This is a genomic window from Paenibacillus sp. JNUCC 35 (assembly GCF_058269095.1).
This window is the reverse complement of the sequence record NZ_CM177771.1, coordinates 3,395,906-3,414,047: the sequence shown is the minus strand read 5'-3', so window position 1 is coordinate 3,414,047 and position 18,142 is coordinate 3,395,906. Positions and strand designations below refer to the sequence as shown.

At 54.9% G+C, this 18,142-nt stretch carries 21 protein-coding genes; 13 read left to right on the top strand and 8 right to left on the bottom strand.

Annotated features, from left to right (window positions below; translation table 11 throughout):
• Nucleotides 1–76: 76 nt before the first annotated feature.
• Nucleotides 77–550, bottom strand: coding sequence for a transcription elongation factor GreA (greA, locus tag AC2TF6_RS15475; protein ID WP_491307506.1), 474 nt, complete (start codon nucleotides 548–550; stop codon nucleotides 77–79).
• Between the two features lie 262 nt (nucleotides 551–812).
• On the opposite strand from greA, the gene AC2TF6_RS15470 reads away from it, so the two are divergent.
• From AC2TF6_RS15470 to AC2TF6_RS15445, 6 genes are all read left to right on the top strand, one after another.
• Nucleotides 813–2,267 carry a 4-hydroxyphenylacetate 3-hydroxylase family protein gene (locus AC2TF6_RS15470; protein ID WP_491307505.1) on the top strand — a complete coding sequence of 485 codons (1,455 nt, stop codon included), beginning with the start codon at nucleotides 813–815 and terminating at the stop codon, nucleotides 2,265–2,267.
• A complete protein-coding gene (locus AC2TF6_RS15465; RefSeq protein WP_491307504.1) occupies nucleotides 2,248–2,652 on the top strand; it encodes an NUDIX hydrolase in 405 nt (134 codons plus the stop codon). Before AC2TF6_RS15470 ends, AC2TF6_RS15465 begins: the two co-directional genes overlap by 20 nt.
• A gap of 3 nt (nucleotides 2,653–2,655) precedes the next feature.
• The gene (locus tag AC2TF6_RS15460) at nucleotides 2,656–3,855 is read left to right on the top strand and encodes a M24 family metallopeptidase (RefSeq protein ID WP_491307503.1); all 1,200 of its coding nucleotides are present in this window, start codon (nucleotides 2,656–2,658) and stop codon (nucleotides 3,853–3,855) included.
• 4 nt (nucleotides 3,856–3,859) lie between these two features.
• On the top strand, nucleotides 3,860–4,876 hold the full coding sequence (locus tag AC2TF6_RS15455; protein ID WP_491307502.1) for a PLP-dependent cysteine synthase family protein: 1,017 nt from the start codon (nucleotides 3,860–3,862) through the stop codon (nucleotides 4,874–4,876).
• Nucleotides 4,877–4,944: 68 nt separating this feature from the next.
• Entirely contained in the window at nucleotides 4,945–5,595 is a 651-nt protein-coding gene (pyrE, locus tag AC2TF6_RS15450) for an orotate phosphoribosyltransferase (protein ID WP_491307501.1), read from the top strand.
• Nucleotides 5,596–5,668: 73 nt separating this feature from the next.
• Nucleotides 5,669–6,778, top strand: coding sequence for a quinone-dependent dihydroorotate dehydrogenase (locus AC2TF6_RS15445; RefSeq protein WP_491307500.1), 1,110 nt, complete (start codon nucleotides 5,669–5,671; stop codon nucleotides 6,776–6,778).
• Between the two features lie 49 nt (nucleotides 6,779–6,827).
• Here the strand turns inward: AC2TF6_RS15445 and AC2TF6_RS15440 are convergent, their stop codons facing one another.
• The 3 genes from AC2TF6_RS15440 to AC2TF6_RS15430 all read right to left on the bottom strand — a co-directional run bounded on the left by AC2TF6_RS15440 (nucleotide 6,828) and on the right by AC2TF6_RS15430 (nucleotide 8,061).
• A complete protein-coding gene (locus AC2TF6_RS15440; protein WP_009673902.1) occupies nucleotides 6,828–7,301 on the bottom strand; it encodes a L,D-transpeptidase family protein in 474 nt (157 codons plus the stop codon).
• A 206-nt stretch (nucleotides 7,302–7,507) separates the two neighbouring features.
• Complete coding sequence (locus AC2TF6_RS15435) at nucleotides 7,508–7,675, bottom strand: hypothetical protein (RefSeq protein WP_491307499.1); 168 nt, start codon at nucleotides 7,673–7,675, stop codon at nucleotides 7,508–7,510.
• A 23-nt stretch (nucleotides 7,676–7,698) separates the two neighbouring features.
• Nucleotides 7,699–8,061 carry a sigma-70 RNA polymerase sigma factor region 4 domain-containing protein gene (locus AC2TF6_RS15430; protein ID WP_491307498.1) on the bottom strand — a complete coding sequence of 121 codons (363 nt, stop codon included), beginning with the start codon at nucleotides 8,059–8,061 and terminating at the stop codon, nucleotides 7,699–7,701.
• A 164-nt stretch (nucleotides 8,062–8,225) separates the two neighbouring features.
• Here AC2TF6_RS15430 and AC2TF6_RS15425 point away from each other — a divergent pair, with 164 nt between their 5' ends.
• Nucleotides 8,226–8,444 (top strand): hypothetical protein, encoded by a 219-nt coding sequence (locus AC2TF6_RS15425; RefSeq protein ID WP_491307497.1) that lies wholly within the window; start codon nucleotides 8,226–8,228, stop codon nucleotides 8,442–8,444.
• 104 nt (nucleotides 8,445–8,548) lie between these two features.
• Here the strand turns inward: AC2TF6_RS15425 and AC2TF6_RS15420 are convergent, their stop codons facing one another.
• The 3 genes from AC2TF6_RS15420 to AC2TF6_RS15410 form a co-directional block, all read right to left on the bottom strand.
• Nucleotides 8,549–9,025, bottom strand: coding sequence for a YbaK/EbsC family protein (locus tag AC2TF6_RS15420; protein WP_491307496.1), 477 nt, complete (start codon nucleotides 9,023–9,025; stop codon nucleotides 8,549–8,551).
• A gap of 33 nt (nucleotides 9,026–9,058) precedes the next feature.
• Complete coding sequence (locus AC2TF6_RS15415; protein WP_491307495.1) at nucleotides 9,059–9,625, bottom strand: helix-turn-helix domain-containing protein; 567 nt, start codon at nucleotides 9,623–9,625, stop codon at nucleotides 9,059–9,061.
• A 98-nt stretch (nucleotides 9,626–9,723) separates the two neighbouring features.
• A complete protein-coding gene (locus tag AC2TF6_RS15410; RefSeq protein WP_491307494.1) occupies nucleotides 9,724–11,538 on the bottom strand; it encodes an ABC transporter substrate-binding protein in 1,815 nt (604 codons plus the stop codon).
• A 269-nt stretch (nucleotides 11,539–11,807) separates the two neighbouring features.
• Here AC2TF6_RS15410 and AC2TF6_RS15405 point away from each other — a divergent pair, with 269 nt between their 5' ends.
• The 5 genes from AC2TF6_RS15405 to AC2TF6_RS15385 all read left to right on the top strand — a co-directional run bounded on the left by AC2TF6_RS15405 (nucleotide 11,808) and on the right by AC2TF6_RS15385 (nucleotide 16,014).
• A complete protein-coding gene (locus AC2TF6_RS15405) occupies nucleotides 11,808–12,047 on the top strand; it encodes a helix-turn-helix domain-containing protein (RefSeq protein WP_491311666.1) in 240 nt (79 codons plus the stop codon).
• 30 nt (nucleotides 12,048–12,077) lie between these two features.
• Nucleotides 12,078–12,596: a peptide deformylase gene (def, locus tag AC2TF6_RS15400; RefSeq protein ID WP_491307493.1), complete on the top strand. Its 519-nt coding sequence runs from the start codon at nucleotides 12,078–12,080 to the stop codon at nucleotides 12,594–12,596.
• A gap of 110 nt (nucleotides 12,597–12,706) precedes the next feature.
• Nucleotides 12,707–14,491 (top strand): RNA polymerase sigma factor, encoded by a 1,785-nt coding sequence (locus AC2TF6_RS15395; RefSeq protein WP_491307492.1) that lies wholly within the window; start codon nucleotides 12,707–12,709, stop codon nucleotides 14,489–14,491.
• Between the two features lie 171 nt (nucleotides 14,492–14,662).
• Nucleotides 14,663–15,241 (top strand): TetR/AcrR family transcriptional regulator, encoded by a 579-nt coding sequence (locus AC2TF6_RS15390; RefSeq protein WP_491307491.1) that lies wholly within the window; start codon nucleotides 14,663–14,665, stop codon nucleotides 15,239–15,241.
• A 65-nt stretch (nucleotides 15,242–15,306) separates the two neighbouring features.
• Entirely contained in the window at nucleotides 15,307–16,014 is a 708-nt protein-coding gene (locus tag AC2TF6_RS15385) for a YqeB family protein (RefSeq protein ID WP_491307490.1), read from the top strand.
• A 176-nt stretch (nucleotides 16,015–16,190) separates the two neighbouring features.
• Here AC2TF6_RS15385 and AC2TF6_RS15380 read toward each other — a convergent pair whose 3' ends face one another.
• Complete coding sequence (locus AC2TF6_RS15380) at nucleotides 16,191–16,973, bottom strand: ABC transporter ATP-binding protein (RefSeq protein ID WP_491307489.1); 783 nt, start codon at nucleotides 16,971–16,973, stop codon at nucleotides 16,191–16,193.
• A 151-nt stretch (nucleotides 16,974–17,124) separates the two neighbouring features.
• On the opposite strand from AC2TF6_RS15380, the gene AC2TF6_RS15375 reads away from it, so the two are divergent.
• Nucleotides 17,125–17,919 carry a helix-turn-helix domain-containing protein gene (locus tag AC2TF6_RS15375; protein ID WP_491307488.1) on the top strand — a complete coding sequence of 265 codons (795 nt, stop codon included), beginning with the start codon at nucleotides 17,125–17,127 and terminating at the stop codon, nucleotides 17,917–17,919.
• The last annotated feature ends 223 nt before the right edge of the window (nucleotides 17,920–18,142 follow it).

Here is an 18,142-nt window from a genome sequence, read left to right as displayed (position 1 = left end):
AAAGTTAAAGGGGGCAGCCCGCCAAGTCATTTGAGATGACTCGGCGGGCAGCCCCCTTTTTGCCGGCAAAGGGCGATTATTTCGCTCTGATTTCGAGAAGTTCGTATTTGATGACTCCGACCGGAGCGTCCACGCTGATAATACTGCCGACCGATTTCCCCATCAGGGAAACCCCGAGCGGGCTTTCGTAAGAAATTTTGTTGTCGGCTACATCCGCTTCGGCCGGGCCGACGATCCGGTACTCCACTTTTTCGGAAAATTCGATATCGTTCAGCACGACAATAGAGCCTACTTTAACGGTAGACGTATCGGTATTGTCGGAAACACGGGCTTTCTTCAGCATCCGCTCAATCGTGATAATCCGGGTTTCCATAAAGGCCTGATCGTCTTTCGCGGAGTGGTATTCGCTGTTTTCTTTTAAATCCCCGTAGCTGATCGCGGTTTTGAGGCGCTCGGCCAGCTCTTTACGCTTCACGGTTTTGAGCTCTTCCAGCTCTTGCTCCAGCTGAGCCATCCCTTCGGGGGTTAAGATCACTTGTTCTTCTGCCATGTAAACATCTCCTAATGGTACCCAAACTTTTGATAACAGGTGTTTCTTGCATTGTACACTATATGAAGCGATCATGCGAACCTCAAGCCGGAAAAAGTCATCTTCTTTTCTTTTTGGTAAAAATTGCATAAATCTATTGAAAAAGAAGAAGGCGGCATGGTAACCTTAAATATAGTAAAAAATTGTCAAAATGTAATTGTATATGTTTCATTAAACAAAAAATGTAATTTTGTGACGATCAGACAGGAGTGAGGCATTCCAAATGGTAGTTACCGCAAAATCAGCCGCCGATCAGTATCTGGAGAGACTGAAGGACCGGAATACCGTGTATGTCAACGGAGCAAAAGTCGATGTACGTACGGAGCCCGCATTTACGGGAGCCATCGCGTGCATGGGCCGTTACTACGATTTGCAGGAGGAGAAGCCCGAGATTCACTGTTTTCAGGACAAGGAAGGACGCGGCGCTCCTATCAGCCTGCTCGTACCCTTAACCGTAGAAGACTTGCAGAGAAAAGGAAAGTCTTACAAGGAAGTCGCGGATCTGTCTTACGGCATGCTTGGCAGAACGCCGGATTTTATCAACGCGGCCCTTGCCACGCTTCATGCCCACAGCAAGCTGCTGGGAGAGAATGCGTACACCGATTTTTCCGCGAATATGAACGCATACTACCGTCACGTCAAGACGAACAATTATTTCGTCGGCCACGGCGCGATCAATCCGCAAATCGACCGCTCTCTGCCCCTCGGTTCCCAGGTCAACGAATATGCCGGCGTTAAGGTGATCCGGCACGATAAAGAGGGAATTACCGTCACCGGCGCCAAAATGATTGTCACGCTTGCGCCGATCGCGGACGAGCTGCTTATTTTTAACATGCCGGGGTTAAAGCCGGGGGATGAGGACTACGCCGTGGCTTTCGCACTGCCGGTCGATTATCCCGGAGTCAAAATCATTTGCCGCAAACCGCTTATCAAATCGGCTTACCACGCTTTCGACCACCCGCTGGCCAACTCTTTCGACGAAATCGACGCGTACCTGATCCTGGACGAAGTATTTATCCCTTGGAATAAAGTGTTTGTGTTTAAAGACGTAGCGAAATCGAACCTGTTCTACGACAAAACCTTCGCGCGGAATCATACGGGCCATCAGGGGATCGTGCGCGGCCTGTCCAAGGCGGAGCTTCTGACGGGAATAGCCGTCAAACTTGCCGGGATGCTCAAGCTGGACGGGTTCGTGAACATTCAGGAGAAGCTGGGAGAGATGACCTCCTACGTCGAGCTCCTGAGGGCGAGCATATTGTTAAGCGAAGCCGACTCCGCTGTGAGCCACGAGGGTGTACAAACGCCGAGCATCAACGCCATACAAGCGATCCGTTACAATTTCCCCAAAATGTACGAAAAAATGGTGAAAACGATCCAATCTCTGGCGGCGGGCTCTATGCTGTCGACCCCTCATTACGAAGACTTTCTGGCCGAGGAGCTCAGCGGACTGGGCGTCTCGCTGTCTACGGGAGAGACGGACGCCGCGACCCGCTCGAAGCTCCTGAATCTGGCCTGGGACGCCTCCGGGGACGGGTTCGGTCAGCGTCAGCTGGTGTACGAGTTTTTCCATGCGGGGGACCCCATGAGAATTGCGGCCGGCCATTATCTTCATTACGACAAAAGCGGAATGCTGTCGATGGTCGACAGGGTGCTGGCTCGTGCAAACAAAGCGGATTAGATGCGCTTGTCTCGTGAAGCGGGACGGAACCAGGCTGCTGCTGGTCCGGGTAAGAGACAATGAGCGGTGGTACCTGCCCGGCGGAAAAATCGAGGAAGGTGAAGACCCCGAGGCCGCACTGAAAAGAGAGCTGAAAGAAGAGCTCAACCTGGACCTTCTCCCCGAAAGCATCGCGTATCTGAGAACGGTGATCGGCGCCGCCTACAAAGAGGACGCGCAGGTCGAACTCGTCTGCTATGAAGCGGACTGGAACGGGCAAATCGCCCCGTGCTCCGAGATCAGTGAAGCCGGCTGGATCGAGATGGACCGGCATGAGCTGCTGGCTCCCGCCGTAGTGGACCTGGTCCGGGCGATCAAGAACGAAACCGAATCCGATACGAGGTGAGTTATGCTGTACAATGCGCAGAGGCTTCAATCGAAGCTGAAGGAACATAATCTGGCGGCAATCATATCGACAACCAAAGAAAATATCCGTTATCTGACCGGTTTCGAGCCGGTAGTGAAAACGCTGAATCCGTACCGGGGGCAATGCTACGCGATCGTGACGGCGGATTCGCCGGAAGAGGTGCACGTCGTGCACTCCGTGGGCGAAATCGATCAGATTCTCGACGCCCGCTCAAGCATCGGGCAGGTCGTGACGTACGGCACGTTCTACCGCGAACATCCGGATGGAGGCTCGCTGCCTGTAGAGGAAGAGCGTCTGAAATATTTGTCGGACGTGAACAAAAGTCAGGCCGGTCCCGAGGAAGCGCTGGTGGTTCTGCTCGCCCGTCTGAATCTTACCGCCGAACGGGTGGCGCTGGACGAAGACGGAATTACGGCCGCCGCATTCGGTGCGATCCGCGACAGGCATCCGCAGGGGGAATTCGTCGAAGGCGCAGCGCTGCTCCGGCAGGTAAGGGCCGTGAAGACGCAGGCGGAAGTCGACGCCCTCGCGTATTCGGCCGGCTGCATCGACTATGCGATCGGTCAGGTGATCGGAGAGCTTCGCGAAGGCATTACGGAGCATGAAATCGCGGCCGTTTTTTCAACCTCCGTCGCGGCACGTGGCGGTCTTGCCGTCCTGCCCATGATTAAAGCAGGCAGGCACGCGGTAGGCGGGCAGCGCAGGCCGAGCCGGGACATCCGGCTGACGCCGGGGGACCTGCTCTGGTTCGACTGCGATATCGTCTGCGACGGTTATTGGGCGGATATCGCGAGGGTATTCGCCTATCGGACTCTTAAACCCGAGTATACAAAGTATGATGCTTTGTATAAAGGGCAGCAGGAGGCCATCCGGCAGGTGAGACCGGGGATGACGGGCAGCGACGTTTTTCAGCTTACGATGGACGCGGTTCACGAAGCGGGGTTTCCCGCATACAGAAGGCATCACGTCGGTCATGGAATCGGTCTGGAGCCGTACGAGCTGCCGATTCTGGCGCCGGGCAGCGCAGATGTGATTGAGGAGGGAATGATTCTTTCTATTGAAACGCCGTATTACGAATTTGGCCTGGGTGCGCTGCATGTCGAAGATCCGGTTCTTGTAACCCGGGGTGAGAGCGTACGCCTGACCAAAGCGGATGCCAGTCTAATCAAAATCGTGGGGTGAAATGATGATTCATACCGATATTACGGAGTGCATTGGCAACACGCCGGTCGTCTCGCTGGATGATGAACTTGTACCGTCAGGCAAAAAGCTGTATCTCAAGCTCGATTATTTTAATCCGAACTTCAGCATAAAGGACAGAACGGCGCTGGGACTGGTCAAAGCGGCTATGGCGGAAGGCAAAATCCGGCCAGGCTCCATCCTGATCGAGTCCACATCCGGCAATCTCGGCAAATCCCTGGCGATGCTGGGGGCGGTGTACGGGTTTAAAGTCATTATCGTTGTCGATCCGAAAGTGAGCGCCAGCCTGCTGAAATGGTATCAGGCTTACGGGGCTGAGGTCGACATGGTCACGACGCCCGCGCCGGAAGGCGGATTTCAGAGGGCCCGGATCAACCGCGTCCGGCAGCTGCTGGACAAGTATCCCGGGGCCTTCTGGTCCAATCAGTACGACAACCCGTCCAATCCGGCCTATCACGCCGAGACGACGGCGAGGGAGATTGCGGATCTGCCCGTCGATTCGATCGTCGGGGCCGTCAGTACGGGCGGCCATCTCTGCGGCATCGGAAAATATGTGAAGAACCACAAGCCGCATCTGCACGTGGTTGCCTGCGACGTGGCGGGCTCCGCCGTATTCGGCCAACCGTTTGCGCCCTATCTGATCAACGGAGTCGGCCTCAGCTGGAGAAGCGCGAACACGGACACGTCCGTGCTTGATGCGGTCAGCATATCAAGCGATCAGGAAGCCATCTCCGTCTGCAGGCTGCTGGCCCGCGATCACGGCATTCTGATGGGCGGCTCGGGCGGGCTGACCGTGTATACCGCGCTGGCCTGGCTCAAGCACAGCGACGCCTCCTCCGCACTGGCGATCATTCCCGACGCGGGAACGAATTACCTCGACCAGATCTACGACGACGAGTGGCTGATCGCCAAAGAAATCAAGCTGCTCGGCAGAGGGGAATTGAGAGAGAGACTGGAGCAAAAGGCGTTTACGAATTTGCGCAAGCAGGAGACTTTAACCTGAGTGTGTGAGGAATCTAATTGTGCGCAAGACTGCCAGACGTGATTCTTAGAAAGAACGGAGGAGAAAGAATGGACCCTACGAGAGAAGCGTTTTCCAAATTCGTCGTGGACGAAGGCATCATCCGGTTCGGCGAATTTATTTTAAAATCGAAGCGGGTCAGTCCGTATTTCTTTAATTTCGGGTCGTTCGACGATTCCAGAAAATTAACGGCCCTGGGTTCGTTTTACGCCTCGACGATTGTGCGCGAACAAATCGAGTATGACGTGATTTTCGGACCGGCTTACAAAGGAATTCCGATTTCGCTGACGACTGCGCTCGCTTTGTTTAACGGATACGGAATCAACGCGAATTTCGCTTTCAACCGCAAAGAGCCGAAGGCGTACGGGGAAGGCGGCAATATCATCGGCTCCGGCATCGCGGGCAAAAACGTGCTGGCGGTAGACGATGTGCTGACCTCGGGCAGGACCATCAAGGATACCAAGGAATTAATCGAACGCGAGGGCGGACGACTTGCGGCCTTCCTGGTAGCGCTGGACCGGGAGGAAAAAGGCCAGGAGGGTCGCCTGTCCGCACTGGAGGAAACGGCCTTGACCTACGATGTCAACATCTATTCCGTAGCGAGCATCCGGGATATTGTGGCTTACATGCGGACAGAGGGGAGCAGGGAGGATCTGCTCGACAGGATCGGAACTTACCTGCAGCTGCACGGCACCGCCTGAACGTTATAAGGGAGGCCCGCTTGCACGGTCAGGTCCGGCTTCCCGGTTTTGTCTGAAAAGGGGAGGAAGTCAGTTGATTTATGAAGCCTTGGTGAAGCCAATGCTCTTTAGAATGGAACCTGAGGAAGCTCACGATTTCGTCCTGCGGAATTTGCAGAGAATTCAGCGGCAGCCCGGGCTTCTGTATCTGATTGAGAAGCTGTACGGGGTCAGGGAGGAGCCCGGACTGGCCAGCGAACTGCTGGGAATCCGCTTTCCCAGTCCCATCGGCCTTGCTGCGGGTCTGGACAAAGACGCCCGGGCCGTGCCCGCGCTTTCTTCGATGGGGTTCGGGTTTTTGGAGGTGGGCAGCGTCACGCCCATCGGTCAAGCGGGTAACGACCGTCCGCGCCTGTTTCGCCTGCCGGACGATGAGGCCCTCATTAACCGGATGGGGTTTAACAACGGGGGCATTCACGCCATGAAGGAAAGGCTGGAGAGCTGCAACGCTCTCAAAATCCCATTGGGCATCAACATCGGCAAAAACAAACAGACGCCCAATGAGAAAGCGCATGAAGACTATACGAAGTGTCTCCGTTCCTTGTATCCGTACGCGGATTTTTTTATCATCAATATCAGTTCGCCCAACACGCCCGACCTCCGGAAGCTTCAGCACGGGAGCGAGCTTGATGAACTGCTGATCCGCATTACGGCGGAGGCGGAGAGGCTGAATGCCCGTCACCGGAGGGACAAGCCCGTCTTTGTCAAAATTGCGCCGGACATGGGCGGCGGCGAGCTCGAAAACATGATCGGCAAAATCATGAAACACGGAATCCCGGGCATCATAGCGGCGAATACGACCGTGACCCGGAGCGGGCTGATTCATCCTCACCGGGAGCAAACCGGCGGACTCAGCGGGAAACCGCTGCACCGGAGATCGACGGAAATCATCCGCAGTATTTATAAGCAGAGCGGCGGCACACTGAAAATCATCGGGTCGGGCGGCATCTTCACGGCCCGGGATGTGTACGAGAAAATCCGTGCGGGCGCCTCGCTCGTTGAAATTTACACGTCCTTTATTTATAAAGGACCCGGGATCAACCGGGCGTGCAGCAGCGAGCTGCTCGATTTACTGAAGCGGGACGGGTTTGCCAGCCTGTCCGAAGCGGTCGGGGCGGATCATGCGGCCGGCAGCGGCGCATGACTGCAAACATGGCAAAAAGGCGGGGAATGCTCCCCGCCTTTTTTTGCCGTCAGATGTTGTTGACCGTCAGCTTGCCGCTGCCGCCGACGGATTTGATTTTGTTGATCAGCGCATTCTGGTTGCTGTTGGAAAGACGGATACAGCCGTAAGTCGGTCTGAGCGGGTACCACGAAGCGGAAGAGTCCGTGGAAGCATCGCCGCCGTGGATCATAAACCCGGATCGGCCGTTATTCTCGGCGATAAGCGCGTTACCGCTCGTCGGATCGAGATTGACCCGGCTGTACGGGCCGTACGAGGACGTAGGCGTACCGGCGCCGATAACGGAAGCGGCATATTCGCCGGTAGGCGTATCGGCATTCGTCATCTTCCAGTTGGCGTGATTGTTGTTGTTGGCGGGATCGTTCGATCCGCGTCCCAGCGCTTCGACCGGACCGAAGACAAGCGCTCCGCTTCCGTCGTACATTTTCAAGGTTCCTTTGTTGTCGCGGTTGGCAGAGAAATTGGCAATAATATGGTAACTCATACGATCAGCCTCCAAATAGAATGTAGACGAGAACCCGATGGAGTCGCAGCGGGAAGAAAGGACTCCTCCTCCGTTTTCCGCCGCCTCGTTTTCCCTCTCATCTATGTAGGTAAAGGGGGAGCCGATTTAACAACCGGAACTAAAGAAATCTCCTTCGGAAAGGAGATTTTTCTGAAACTTAGCCGCTCGCCGGGATGGCGCTTTCGTCAGGTCTTGTCCGAGTTTTCGCCAGAAGAAGAAGGAACGTCATCGCTTTGTTTGACCAGCGCGATAAAGTCCGTCACGATGCTTTGGACGGCATCTTCGCGCGACATCCGGATGTAACGGCTGATTTTCAGAATATCGTCTTCAAAAACTTGCAGCAGCCGGAGCATGGCTTCGGGATCTCCGTCCTTGCTTAGCCGGACGAGATGGAGGAATTCTTCGTCTGAGATAGGAAGCGGAGCATTTTCCTTTTCCATTTGTTCACCGCCTGTTGGGTCATATTGAGGTCCTTAGCGACCTGCGCTTCCGTCTTATCCTGAATGAAAAGCTCGTGGAGGACGATTCGGCCCGTCCGGGAAGGGAGGGATTGGATCAAGGCGAGCAGGTCCAGCCTGCTGTCGGAGCTTTCGGTAAAGCCCCCGGCCGTAAACGAGTAGGCATTGTCCGAAACCGAATATTCGCGGTTGCTGATGACGCGGGCTTTATACTGGATGCGCCAGCCGATCCGGTACACTTCCTTTCTGTATTTCTCCACCAAAGTAGACTGCTGAGACATAAAAAATCACCCCTTCGTCTTTATCTAATAGGGTAATTCCAGCCGGTTTTTTACAACCGAATTTAGAACATATGTTCTTGTTTTCTCTCTTTATTATACCTGATTTGTTGTAAAAAAGACACGTTTTTTACCTATAAAATGAGACCGAAAGGAGGGAGAAAAGGATGGATCTGAATACCGAGAATCTGGTATCTCTGGTGACCAATGTCGGCTTTCCCTTTACGCTCTGCTTCGTTCTGCTCCGTTACGTGCTGCAGACGATGGGCGAAAAGCTGGATAAGCTGGACAGCTCGCTGAACAAATTGTGTCGGCTGATTAAAGAAATCGATTCCAGGGCCGAACGGGGACGCGGCAAAGAGGACAAGAACGGCGCGCAGCCGTAATAAAGATGAGCCCTGAGGGGCTCATCCGAATGCCGGAAACCCGCTGTCCGATGAGACAGCGGGTTTTTCTTTTGTTTATGAGGTTCATCCAGACGGGTTTACGGCTATTTCACGGAAACAAGTTCTCCTTGGGTAAAAGAAACCAGGTCATCGGCCGTTAGCTGAAAAACCGCCTTAGGATGGCCGGCGGCGGCCCAAATCGTCTCGTACCGGAATAGATCTTCGTCGATCAAGGTTAGGATGGCTTCCTTATGGCCGAGCGGAGGGATGCCCCCGATCACATACCCTGTCGATTCGCGGACAAAGTCCGCATCGGCTTTGCACAGCTTGTCGCCGACTTTTGCGCCGATTTCTTTCTCGTTGATGCGGTTGATTCCGCATGCTACGACAAGAAGAGGCTTGCCGGTGCTTTCAAGACGAAAAACAATGGATTTGGCGATTTGCGCGGTTTCGCAGCCGATGGCATCGGCCGCTTCCTGCGCGGTCCTAGCATTGTCCGGAAGTTCAATGACTTTGCCGGTATGACCCAGCTCCAACAGCTTGTCCTGGATTCGCCGGGCACTTTCCTTTAAAGACGACATCTTTTTTCTTCCTTTCCTTATCAGAATAGCCGGTTACAGATCGGCATAGTACATCATGACGTGAAGGACGGTTTCCTCTCCGGAGAGATTCTTGTAACGATGCGGCACATGGCCGGAGAACCGAATCGCTTTGCCTTGCGACAGGGTGTAGGACTCGTCCCCGAGCTGCAGGGTGAAATTCCCGGAAACGACCGTAATGTACTCGTATACGCCCTCGTTATGGGGAGAAGAGAAATAACCTCCGCCGGCATCCAGAACAATCGTAAACGTTTCGAATCGTGTCTGAGCGTCAAAGGGGAAGAGCACGTACACCCGGCACTTTCCGTCATCTTCCGAGAGGACGGGAGAGGTCGAGGGGGACACGACCGATACGGCAAGGTCTTCCTCCGCAATCAGCGAGGAGAAGGATACATGCAGGCCGGTTGCGATTTTCCAGACCGTGGTGATGGTCGGCTGGGAATGTCCCCGTTCGATTTGATAAAGCATGCCTTTGCTGACGCCGGTCAACTCGGAGACTTTATCGAGGCTTAGGCTCTTTTTTTTACGGATTCTTTCGAGATTGTGCCCGACAATAACATGAATGGGGTTTATGGCAATCACCTCGCCCTCTATGAAAGGAAAATCAATATATTGAATTAATATTATAACATATTGAACAAAAAATAAAGCGTCGAGAGTTATGAATTTCAGGAGTCCTCTTACAACGGCCAGACGCCGGTTTGCGAGGGTGATGGTTGAATCCACACCTTCGAGATGTCGATAAGCCCGAACGAATCCATCTGCCTGCCTTGCAAAGAGTCATGCAGATGGACTTTTTTGATCACATGGCAGCCGAAGAGCAGCCAGTCGTTGTCTTTCAAGGTTCGCTCGGCTTCCCGGAGCAGCTTCATCCTGGAAGGTTCGGGAAATCCGGCGAAACCGTCCAGGATCTGGTCCAGCAGGTCGAGCTGCTCCTCGGTGAGCAAGTGATGGAGGTAGTTGGAGCGGTTCTTGTAGTAGCTGATCAAGCCCCACTCCAGGTCGTCCTCCAGCACTTCTTCCGCCGCAAGCAGGTCCGCTTCGGCGGCTACCCGGCTGCGCTCGTAACTTTTCATCGGCTGCAGGGTGAGCGGGAGCCCGGCCCGCGCGCAGCGGTCCCGGAGCCAGCGGGCTTCTTCCTCTTCTTCTTTTTTGTTCATAAAAAAGAGCTTGAGCGGCTCGCCCTGGTAGCCGGACTTCCGAAGCAACCGGACGGCTTCTTGGATTGGCGCAGCCTCGAAGGAGGCTCCCTCGCTCTCGCTTTGGAGGAAACTGTCCGCCGGAGCGATCCGGTTGCCCTTCAGCTCCGCCACCATCGCGGCCCGGTCGAGAATCATCCTCATCGCTTTGCGGAAATCGGCGTTATGATGGATGCCGGGCTTGCGGAAATTAAACAGCAGGTAGCGGGAACCGGCTACCGGATTGATTAAATTGACTTTGAGCTCGGTCTGCCCGGATTCCGTGCCGATGGCGGTCACGGAGTCGTTCTCGTTCCCGCTGATCTGATAGCGCCGCTCGTTGGACGTATCTTCCGGCAGCAGCAGCAGCTCCACACGGTCCAGAAGAGGACGGTGCCCGTAGTAAGCGTCGAACGCATTGAGCACAAGCAGCCGTTCGTTTTGTTCGGCAATCCGGAACGGCCCCGTCCCCGTCAGCCTATGAGAGGAGGGATCGAGATCACCGGGTAGAATCGAAAACTGAACGGAGCTCAGGATATGGGGGAAGAAAAGGCTGCTGCGGCTCAGCTTAAAGGTCAACGCATACTCGCCGTCCGTCTCGATTTCGCCGATATCTTCGCACAGCCATGCCGAATAGGGCAGCCGCTTCAGCCTCCGCACGGTGAACAGCACGTCCCGAACCGTCAGGCTGCGGCCGTGATGAAAGCGGACTCCCTTGCGCAGGAAAAAGGTCCAGCGCGTGCAGTCGTCGCTGCTTAGCCAGGTATGGGCCAGGCCGGGAACGAACCGGCCTTCGGCGGGGTCGTACGAAATCAGTCGGCTGCATACCTGACTGATCAGATAGGATTCGAACGTGGTGAAAATATAAGCGGGATCGTGGGTCTCCAACCGCTTGTTATGCGTAACCCTGAGCACATCGAGAAGGACCCCGCCGCTTTCCTCGACCTGAAAGCCGAGGTGCGAATCCAGCATCGTTCTCAGCCGGTGTTTTAGAGAAACAGGCAGCGCTTCCATCGACAGAAGGTCGATCGCTTCTTTCAACTTGCCTTTGTTCATCAGCTCCCGGAACAGGGGAAAGACAGCGTCTTCCGGTTCTTTCAGCAGCGTCAGGCGGGAAGAGTTCCCGCGTCCCCTCCCGGGCTGCCAGCGTATGTACTGTTCGTCCTCCAGCTTTCTGAGGATGAATTTCACATTGCGCGAAGAACAGCACAGCAGGTCTGCCAGCTGCTCGATGGTAACGGGAAACGACCCGTCTTCGGACATTTCCGCTCCGGCCTGCAGCGGATAGAAGCGCAGAAAATGCTCGGTTATGTTCATGTCGGACTCCTTTTATACAAAGATGAAAAACGTCATAGATCCACATCCCGTTTTTTCTCCTTTTGCACTTCATTATACACACAGTCGAGAGAGAAGAAAGCCATGAGGATTCCGCAGCCCGGTTGGTACGGAAGCCGAATTTTGGACCGGTAGAAGTTAAAAGCTTGAAAGACGGAAAACGTCGTCTTCTCAGGGAAACCTGCATATGATATATTAGGTAATACCTAAATAATTAAGGCGTTGCCTAATACATGCTGGGGGTGAGTGTTCTGCTGATCTGGATGTTACGGAAAATCATGGCGGAAAGAGGGCTGTGGACCGGTGCGGCGCTTGCGCGCCTTCTGAAAGAAAAGGCCGGTTACGACTTGTCGGCTCCTTCAATTTCTGCCCTTCTGAATGAATCGCCCAGGCAGATGAAAGCGGACACGCTTGACGCCTTGTGTACCGCGCTCGATTGTACGCCGGGAGATTTGTGGGTCCACAAGCCGTCCGGCAGAAAAGGCGCATAAACAGGCAGTATTCAGAAGGAGATGAAGCCCATGGCCGTGAAAACGATCCTTCCTTTCGGAGATCCCATGCTAAGGAAAGAAGCGAAGCCCGTTTCGGAAGTTAACGCGAGAGTGATCAAATTGCTGGATGATATGACGGATACGCTGTACGCGGAGGAAGGAAGGGCGGGATTGGCCGCTCCTCAGGTGGGCATTCTGCGCCGTGTCATTGTCATGGACTGCGGGGAGGGCCTTATCGAGCTGATTAACCCCGAGATCGTGGATATGCGCGGAGAACAGACCGGCCCTGAGGCGTGTTTGTCTTATCCGGGCTACGCGGGAATCGTGAAGAGAGCGGAATATGTGAAGATTACGACGCTCGACCGGAGCGGGAACACGAGTGAGCTGGAAGGGGAAGGCTACCTGGCGCGCTGTATTCAGCACGAGATGGACCATTTGAACGGCATTCTTTTCGTGGACCGCATTGTCCGGAACGGTTTTTATCAGGAACAGACGGGGCAGCCCGCGGATCTTGCCGAGGTTATCCGTCTGACGAACCGGAAGTTTTAAGCTGTGCTGATCGGATAAGCAGCCGGGAACTCAGGTTCGGGGCTCAGACCGAATAAAAAAATCCGGTCTTCCGTCATTTTTGTCAGAAAAAGCGCCTTTCCCGAGTCTGTATGACAGGTCAACTTTTTTGCGAGGTGCTTATCTTGAATCACTCCACAACGGATTTAAAAAACTGGGAACAGATGGATGACAACAATCTGGTGCAGCGGGCACAGGAAGGGGAGCGGGAGGCGTTCGGAGAACTGGTCCGGCGGCACCGGTCCCGCATGTACGGGTATGCGCGGGCGATTACCCGTGAATCTTTTCTGGCGGAGGACATTGTCCAGGATGCGCTGGTGAAAGCTTTTCTGCATCTGGGCAAACTGGTCGAGGCCGACAAATTCTTGCCCTGGGTACACCGGATTGTGCGCAATCAGGCGTTCACCCGGCTGAAAAACACATCCGCCCGCGAACGCGCTTTCTCGCAGCTTGCTCCGACGTTGAAGAGTCCGGGCGAAGAATCGCGGGAGTGGGGCGACCTGGATCGCATTCTGGACCGGCTCGGCCGTACGGCCGCCGTTAAAGCGGATGCGCAGCTCACCCCGGAAGAGGCGTATATGCAGAAGGAAACGCTGGAAATACTGACCGGGATCATCGGCTGTTTAAAGCCGCGGGAACGGCGTATTTTCGAGTCGCATTTCTTTGACCAGCTCTCTCCGCAGGAAATCGCCGGGCTGTTCGAGCTCTCCTCCGAGAATGTGTACCAGATTATCAGCCGTTCCCGGAAAAAAGTGATGCAGGAAAGAATCCGCATAACGGTTGGCTCCTATATGAGAACGAGAAAGGATATGGGAGATATGAAAACGGTTATGGTACCGGATCATGAAAGTTTCACGGAGGCTCAGAGCTGGACCACGGCGGCGGATGCCCTGTATGCGATGCTGAAAGCCGCGGGCGAGACGCTGTCCCATTCGATGGTTATGGGGCTTACCGGGCATGCGTTCCGGCTCAACATCGTGCCGTCCAGCGTTCATATTGCGGGCCCGACCGCCTACAGCTTTGGGGATGTCCTTTCCAGGGGATTGGAGACCATCGGCTATCGATCGTCTTATGTGGACGGGATGAGCGGAACGCTCGGAACGAATGCGAATCTTCTTGACCCGGCACTTCTGGGCAAAGAAGCGATGAGCAAACGCGGCATCAACCAGGCGCTGCCCGAAGCTCTCGACTTGATCCACCGTTCCCTCGACAGGGGCATACCCGTGCTGGCCTGGGACTTGTTCCTGCCCGAATTCGGGCTTATCTACGGATACGATGACGAGCGGCATTTGCTTCATGCGTATGAATGCGGAAAGAAAGATACGCTGGAATACGAAAATTTGGGGCGCAGCGTGAAAGAGGAGATTTTCGTGCTGGCACTCGCCGATTCCACCGGGGCGACCTTCAAGCAGCGGCTCGGCCGGGCGATGAATATGATCGTAGACCATTACGACGGTAGAGAACGGGATGATGGTACCGGCTCGGTAAAAGGGCTGGCGGCGTACGATGCCTGGATCGGAGCTTTCCGGGGAGGAGAAATCGAACCCAATGGGAATGCCTACAACATTGCGGTCGTAAGAGACGCGCGGATTCATGCCGTCCGGTTTCTGAACGAAGCGGCGGAGCAGTGGCCTCTAGCCGGAGAAACTGCGGGGGGTTCTGCGGATGTTCCTGTCCTCGCGCAAAAAGCGGCTCGGGAATACAAGGAAGCGGTGGAGCATTTCTCCGTTCTGAGAGAGCTGTTCCCGTTTCCGCAGGGCGGCGATCCTAACGAATCGGATGCTTCCGCCAAAGCGGTTTCACTGTTGGAACTCATTAAAGAACGCGAACAGACAGCAGTTGGTTATCTCCGCGAGCTTTCGGATCTGCTGCGTTAATGGAAAGCTCCCTTGATTAGAACAGGAAAGGCCGCCGGACATCCGGCGGTTTTTTGTTTAGGATGCCGCATAACAAAAAGAGGGTTTAAGTGAGGAAAGTGTTGTGTTATAATTTTACCTATCGGTAAGTAAAAATAAAACGAACAGGCTAGCTATGAGGGAGAAAAATCCATGTCCAACAATCAGACCCACCAGCAGATTCTCGAAGCCGCCTTCAAACTGTTTGCGGAACACGGCATTGATAAAACAAGTCTCGCCATGATTGCGGCCGAAGTCGGGATTACCAAGCCCGCCATCTATTATCATTTTTCTTCGAAAGAGGCGTTGATTGCGTTTATTTTCGAGGAAACATTCCGGGACTATACATTTTCCCATTACTTCAAGCTCGACGAATTTACAAAGGAAAATTTTCAGACGCTGCTTATCGAGAACGGGTTGAAAATGCTTCCGCAGGAAGAAGAAGAATACAGCGTCCTGCGAGTTTTGAACGAATTCCTGCTGGCTGTAAGCCGTCAAGACGTCTATCGGCAGCGGCTGTATGACATCGAGGAAGACTTTCTGCTGGGCTTCACGGCTTTAATGGAAAAAGGCGTGGAGCTCGGCGTCGTCGCTCCGGACAAAATTTCGGCGAAGGCTTACGTGCTTGCGCTCGTCATCGACAATTTAAGCAACTTCATGCTGATGGGCTTTAAGCCGGATGTGAGAGAAGTCTGGGCGGAAGCTGTCACTGGCGTTATGATCCGTGCCTGAAAACTCGCGGCTGTATGAACAGTTGCGCCGCTTGTGTTTATTTTAAGCAAAGCAGGTGATGTCTTATGACAAGCTTCTCTACACAACCGGAGCAGGTAACGGTCGGTCTCGACAGCGCGTCGCGGATTATTCTGCTTGCAGGTCCGGCCCTTCTGGGAGGTGTTCTGGGCTACTTTATCCCCAGCCTTGCCAGACTGGCGCTTAAATTACCCTGGATCCCGTATCAGGGTCCCATTGAAACTCTTACTTCTTTTCACGGGCCCTGGGTCAGTCTTGTTACAGCTTTGCTGGGTGCGGCTGCGGGCTTGTGGTTTACGGGGCAGGCGTTTAAGGAAATCGTGTTCGTTACCCTCTCGGAGCAAGAAATTCAGCTGAAGAAGGACGGCCGGGTGCAGACGATTCCCAAAGAGGCGGTCCGGATCGTATTTATGGACGGCAAACAAATGGTCATTCTGGGAGCCGGCGGCCGGGAATTGGCCCGGGAAACGTACGAAGCTCCCGCGGAGAGCCTGCCCGCCGCTTTGCGGCCTTTCGGCTACGACTGGTCGGGAGAGGGGGACCCGTACAAAGAACGGTACGCGAGGTGGGTGCCCGATATGCCTGGCGTCAGCCTGCCCGTCAATGCGCTCCTGAAAGCGCGCGAACGGGCGCTGCAAAAGAAGGAGAAGGAAGAAGCGGCGGATCTGCGGCGCGAAATCGCCAAGCTCGGCGTCGTTGTCCGGGACGAGGGAACACGCCAGTACTGGCGCGGAACGGACGAAGGACGCGGTTAGCCCGCGTCCTTCACCGCACTATGGCGGATGCTCACCGGCATCCGGTTCTGTTCACCCGCATGCGTGCGGGGCTGCCTCTCTTTGAGACGAACGCAAGCTGTCGCATGACGGTTTGTCAACGAGAGTGAGAAGCCTCTAGCGGCGCCCGGTTGCTTTTACAGGTCCGGCGAACCCGTTCACGGCACGCGTACGTAAAAACGCTCGTCGTGATTGTCCACCCGGACAGGCGCTTCGAAAAACTCGCTCAGCGTCGCCGTGTTCATCAGTTCGCCGGTCGCGCCCTGGCGCACGACTTCGCCTTTCCTGAGCAGCAGCGTGTGTCCGAACACCGGAAGAATTTCTTCGGTGTGGTGGGTCACGTAGATCAGGGTCGGCGTCTCTTCCTGCCGCGTCAGTTCGCGGATGCTCTCCAGCAGCTTTTCACGCGAAAACAGATCGAGCCCGTTGCACGGCTCATCCAGAATCAGCAGCTTCGGATCGGCCATCAACGCTCTGGCGATGAGAACTTTCTGCTTCTCTCCCTGAGAGCAGGTCCTGAACTCGCGGTCCCACAGATGCAGGCAGCCCATCGTGCGCATAAGGGCTTCGGCTCTGGTTAAATCCTCGTCCGTAAGACGTTCGTACAAGCCGATTGTGGCGTACTTGCCGCTGATGACGACGTTTTGGGCTTGATCCGTGCCGTACAGCTTGTCCTGCAGGGAAGAGCTTACCCAGCCGATCGACTGCCGCAGCTCCCGCAGATCGATTTCACCGAACCGGTGCCCGAGCACGGCAACGCTGCCGCGGGTCGGCCAGATATAGCCGTTAATGAGATTGAGCAGCGTCGTTTTGCCGGACCCGTTCAGCCCGAGAAGCGCCCAGTGTTCTTGGGGCCGAACCGTCCAGCTGACCCTCTTCAGCAGTTCCTTGTTGCCTGTTTTCCAGGTAACGTCTTTAAGCTCGATGATTGCAGTATCCATGGTTATCCGTCTCCATTTTCGTAAAATTGCGGGGATGCCCCGTAAGCTTTTTATTTATCATAAAGAGAGATGCGGGCGCTGTCGATACCAATTGTGCTGGATCCGTGTCCTAAAAAAGCAATTTTCGCTATTGCGGAGGAGGTGCAGGCCCATGAAGCTGGAAATGACCACCGGCCGTCTTGAATTGTACAAATACGAGGAAACGTACGTGAACGAACCGCACCGCCATCCCGACTGGTTCCAGATGACGATCCCTGTCCGCGGAGCCTGCGAGTTTACGCAGTCCGGCATGACGTATCGCCTGGCGGAAGGAGAAGCGCTGCTCCAGCGTCCCGCGGAGGAGCACCATTTCAGGACGGGGCCGGGGGAGAGCGTGCTGATTGTCAAGCTGCACGGGAGTCTCTTACCGGTACCGGAAGGCCGCGGGAACCGGTTCGACGTAAATCCGGCCGAAGCGGTCGAAAGGTTCGGAGTCTGGACGTCGGGGATGATCAATTCCCGTAACGACGAGAGCCTCCGGGCCGTCGAAAACCGTGTTGTTCACGATGTAAGCCGGATGCTCGAAGCGGGGATGCCTCCGGCGACCGGACATGCCGCGGACACGGAGCTCATCCGATCCATAGCGGACCCCCATTTGCGAGAGGCCTGGGACTACATGCGGGCACATTACAAATCCGCGATCCCCGTGGAGACTCTGTCGGCCATTGCCCTGCAAAGCCGGTATCATTTTATCCGGTCCTTTAAAGCGGCGACGGGATTGACTCCCCACCAGACCATTCTGAAGCTGAGAATGCAGGAAGCCCGGCGGCTTTTGATCCGCACATCCGAAACGATCACCGCGATCAGTGCGGGACTGGGCTTCTCAAGCGCAAGCCAGTTTTATCGGTCGTTTTTGAAGAACGAGGGCAAAACGCCCGAACAGTACCGCCGAGACAGCCGCATTTAACTGTAGACCGACATGAAAAACGGCCGCACCCGCTGCCGTTTTTTTGCGTCCGTCAACGGCTGCTGTCTGCTTTTAGAAGAGAACCGCCTTTTTTCGACTAATCCCGCTCCTTTAATTAGGTAAACAACTGCATGTGCAACGCGTTACTTAGTTAAAAGGTCCCGATTTCGATAGGATTATAAGACTATATACATAAATATCCATTTTCCTATAGATTAGTAAT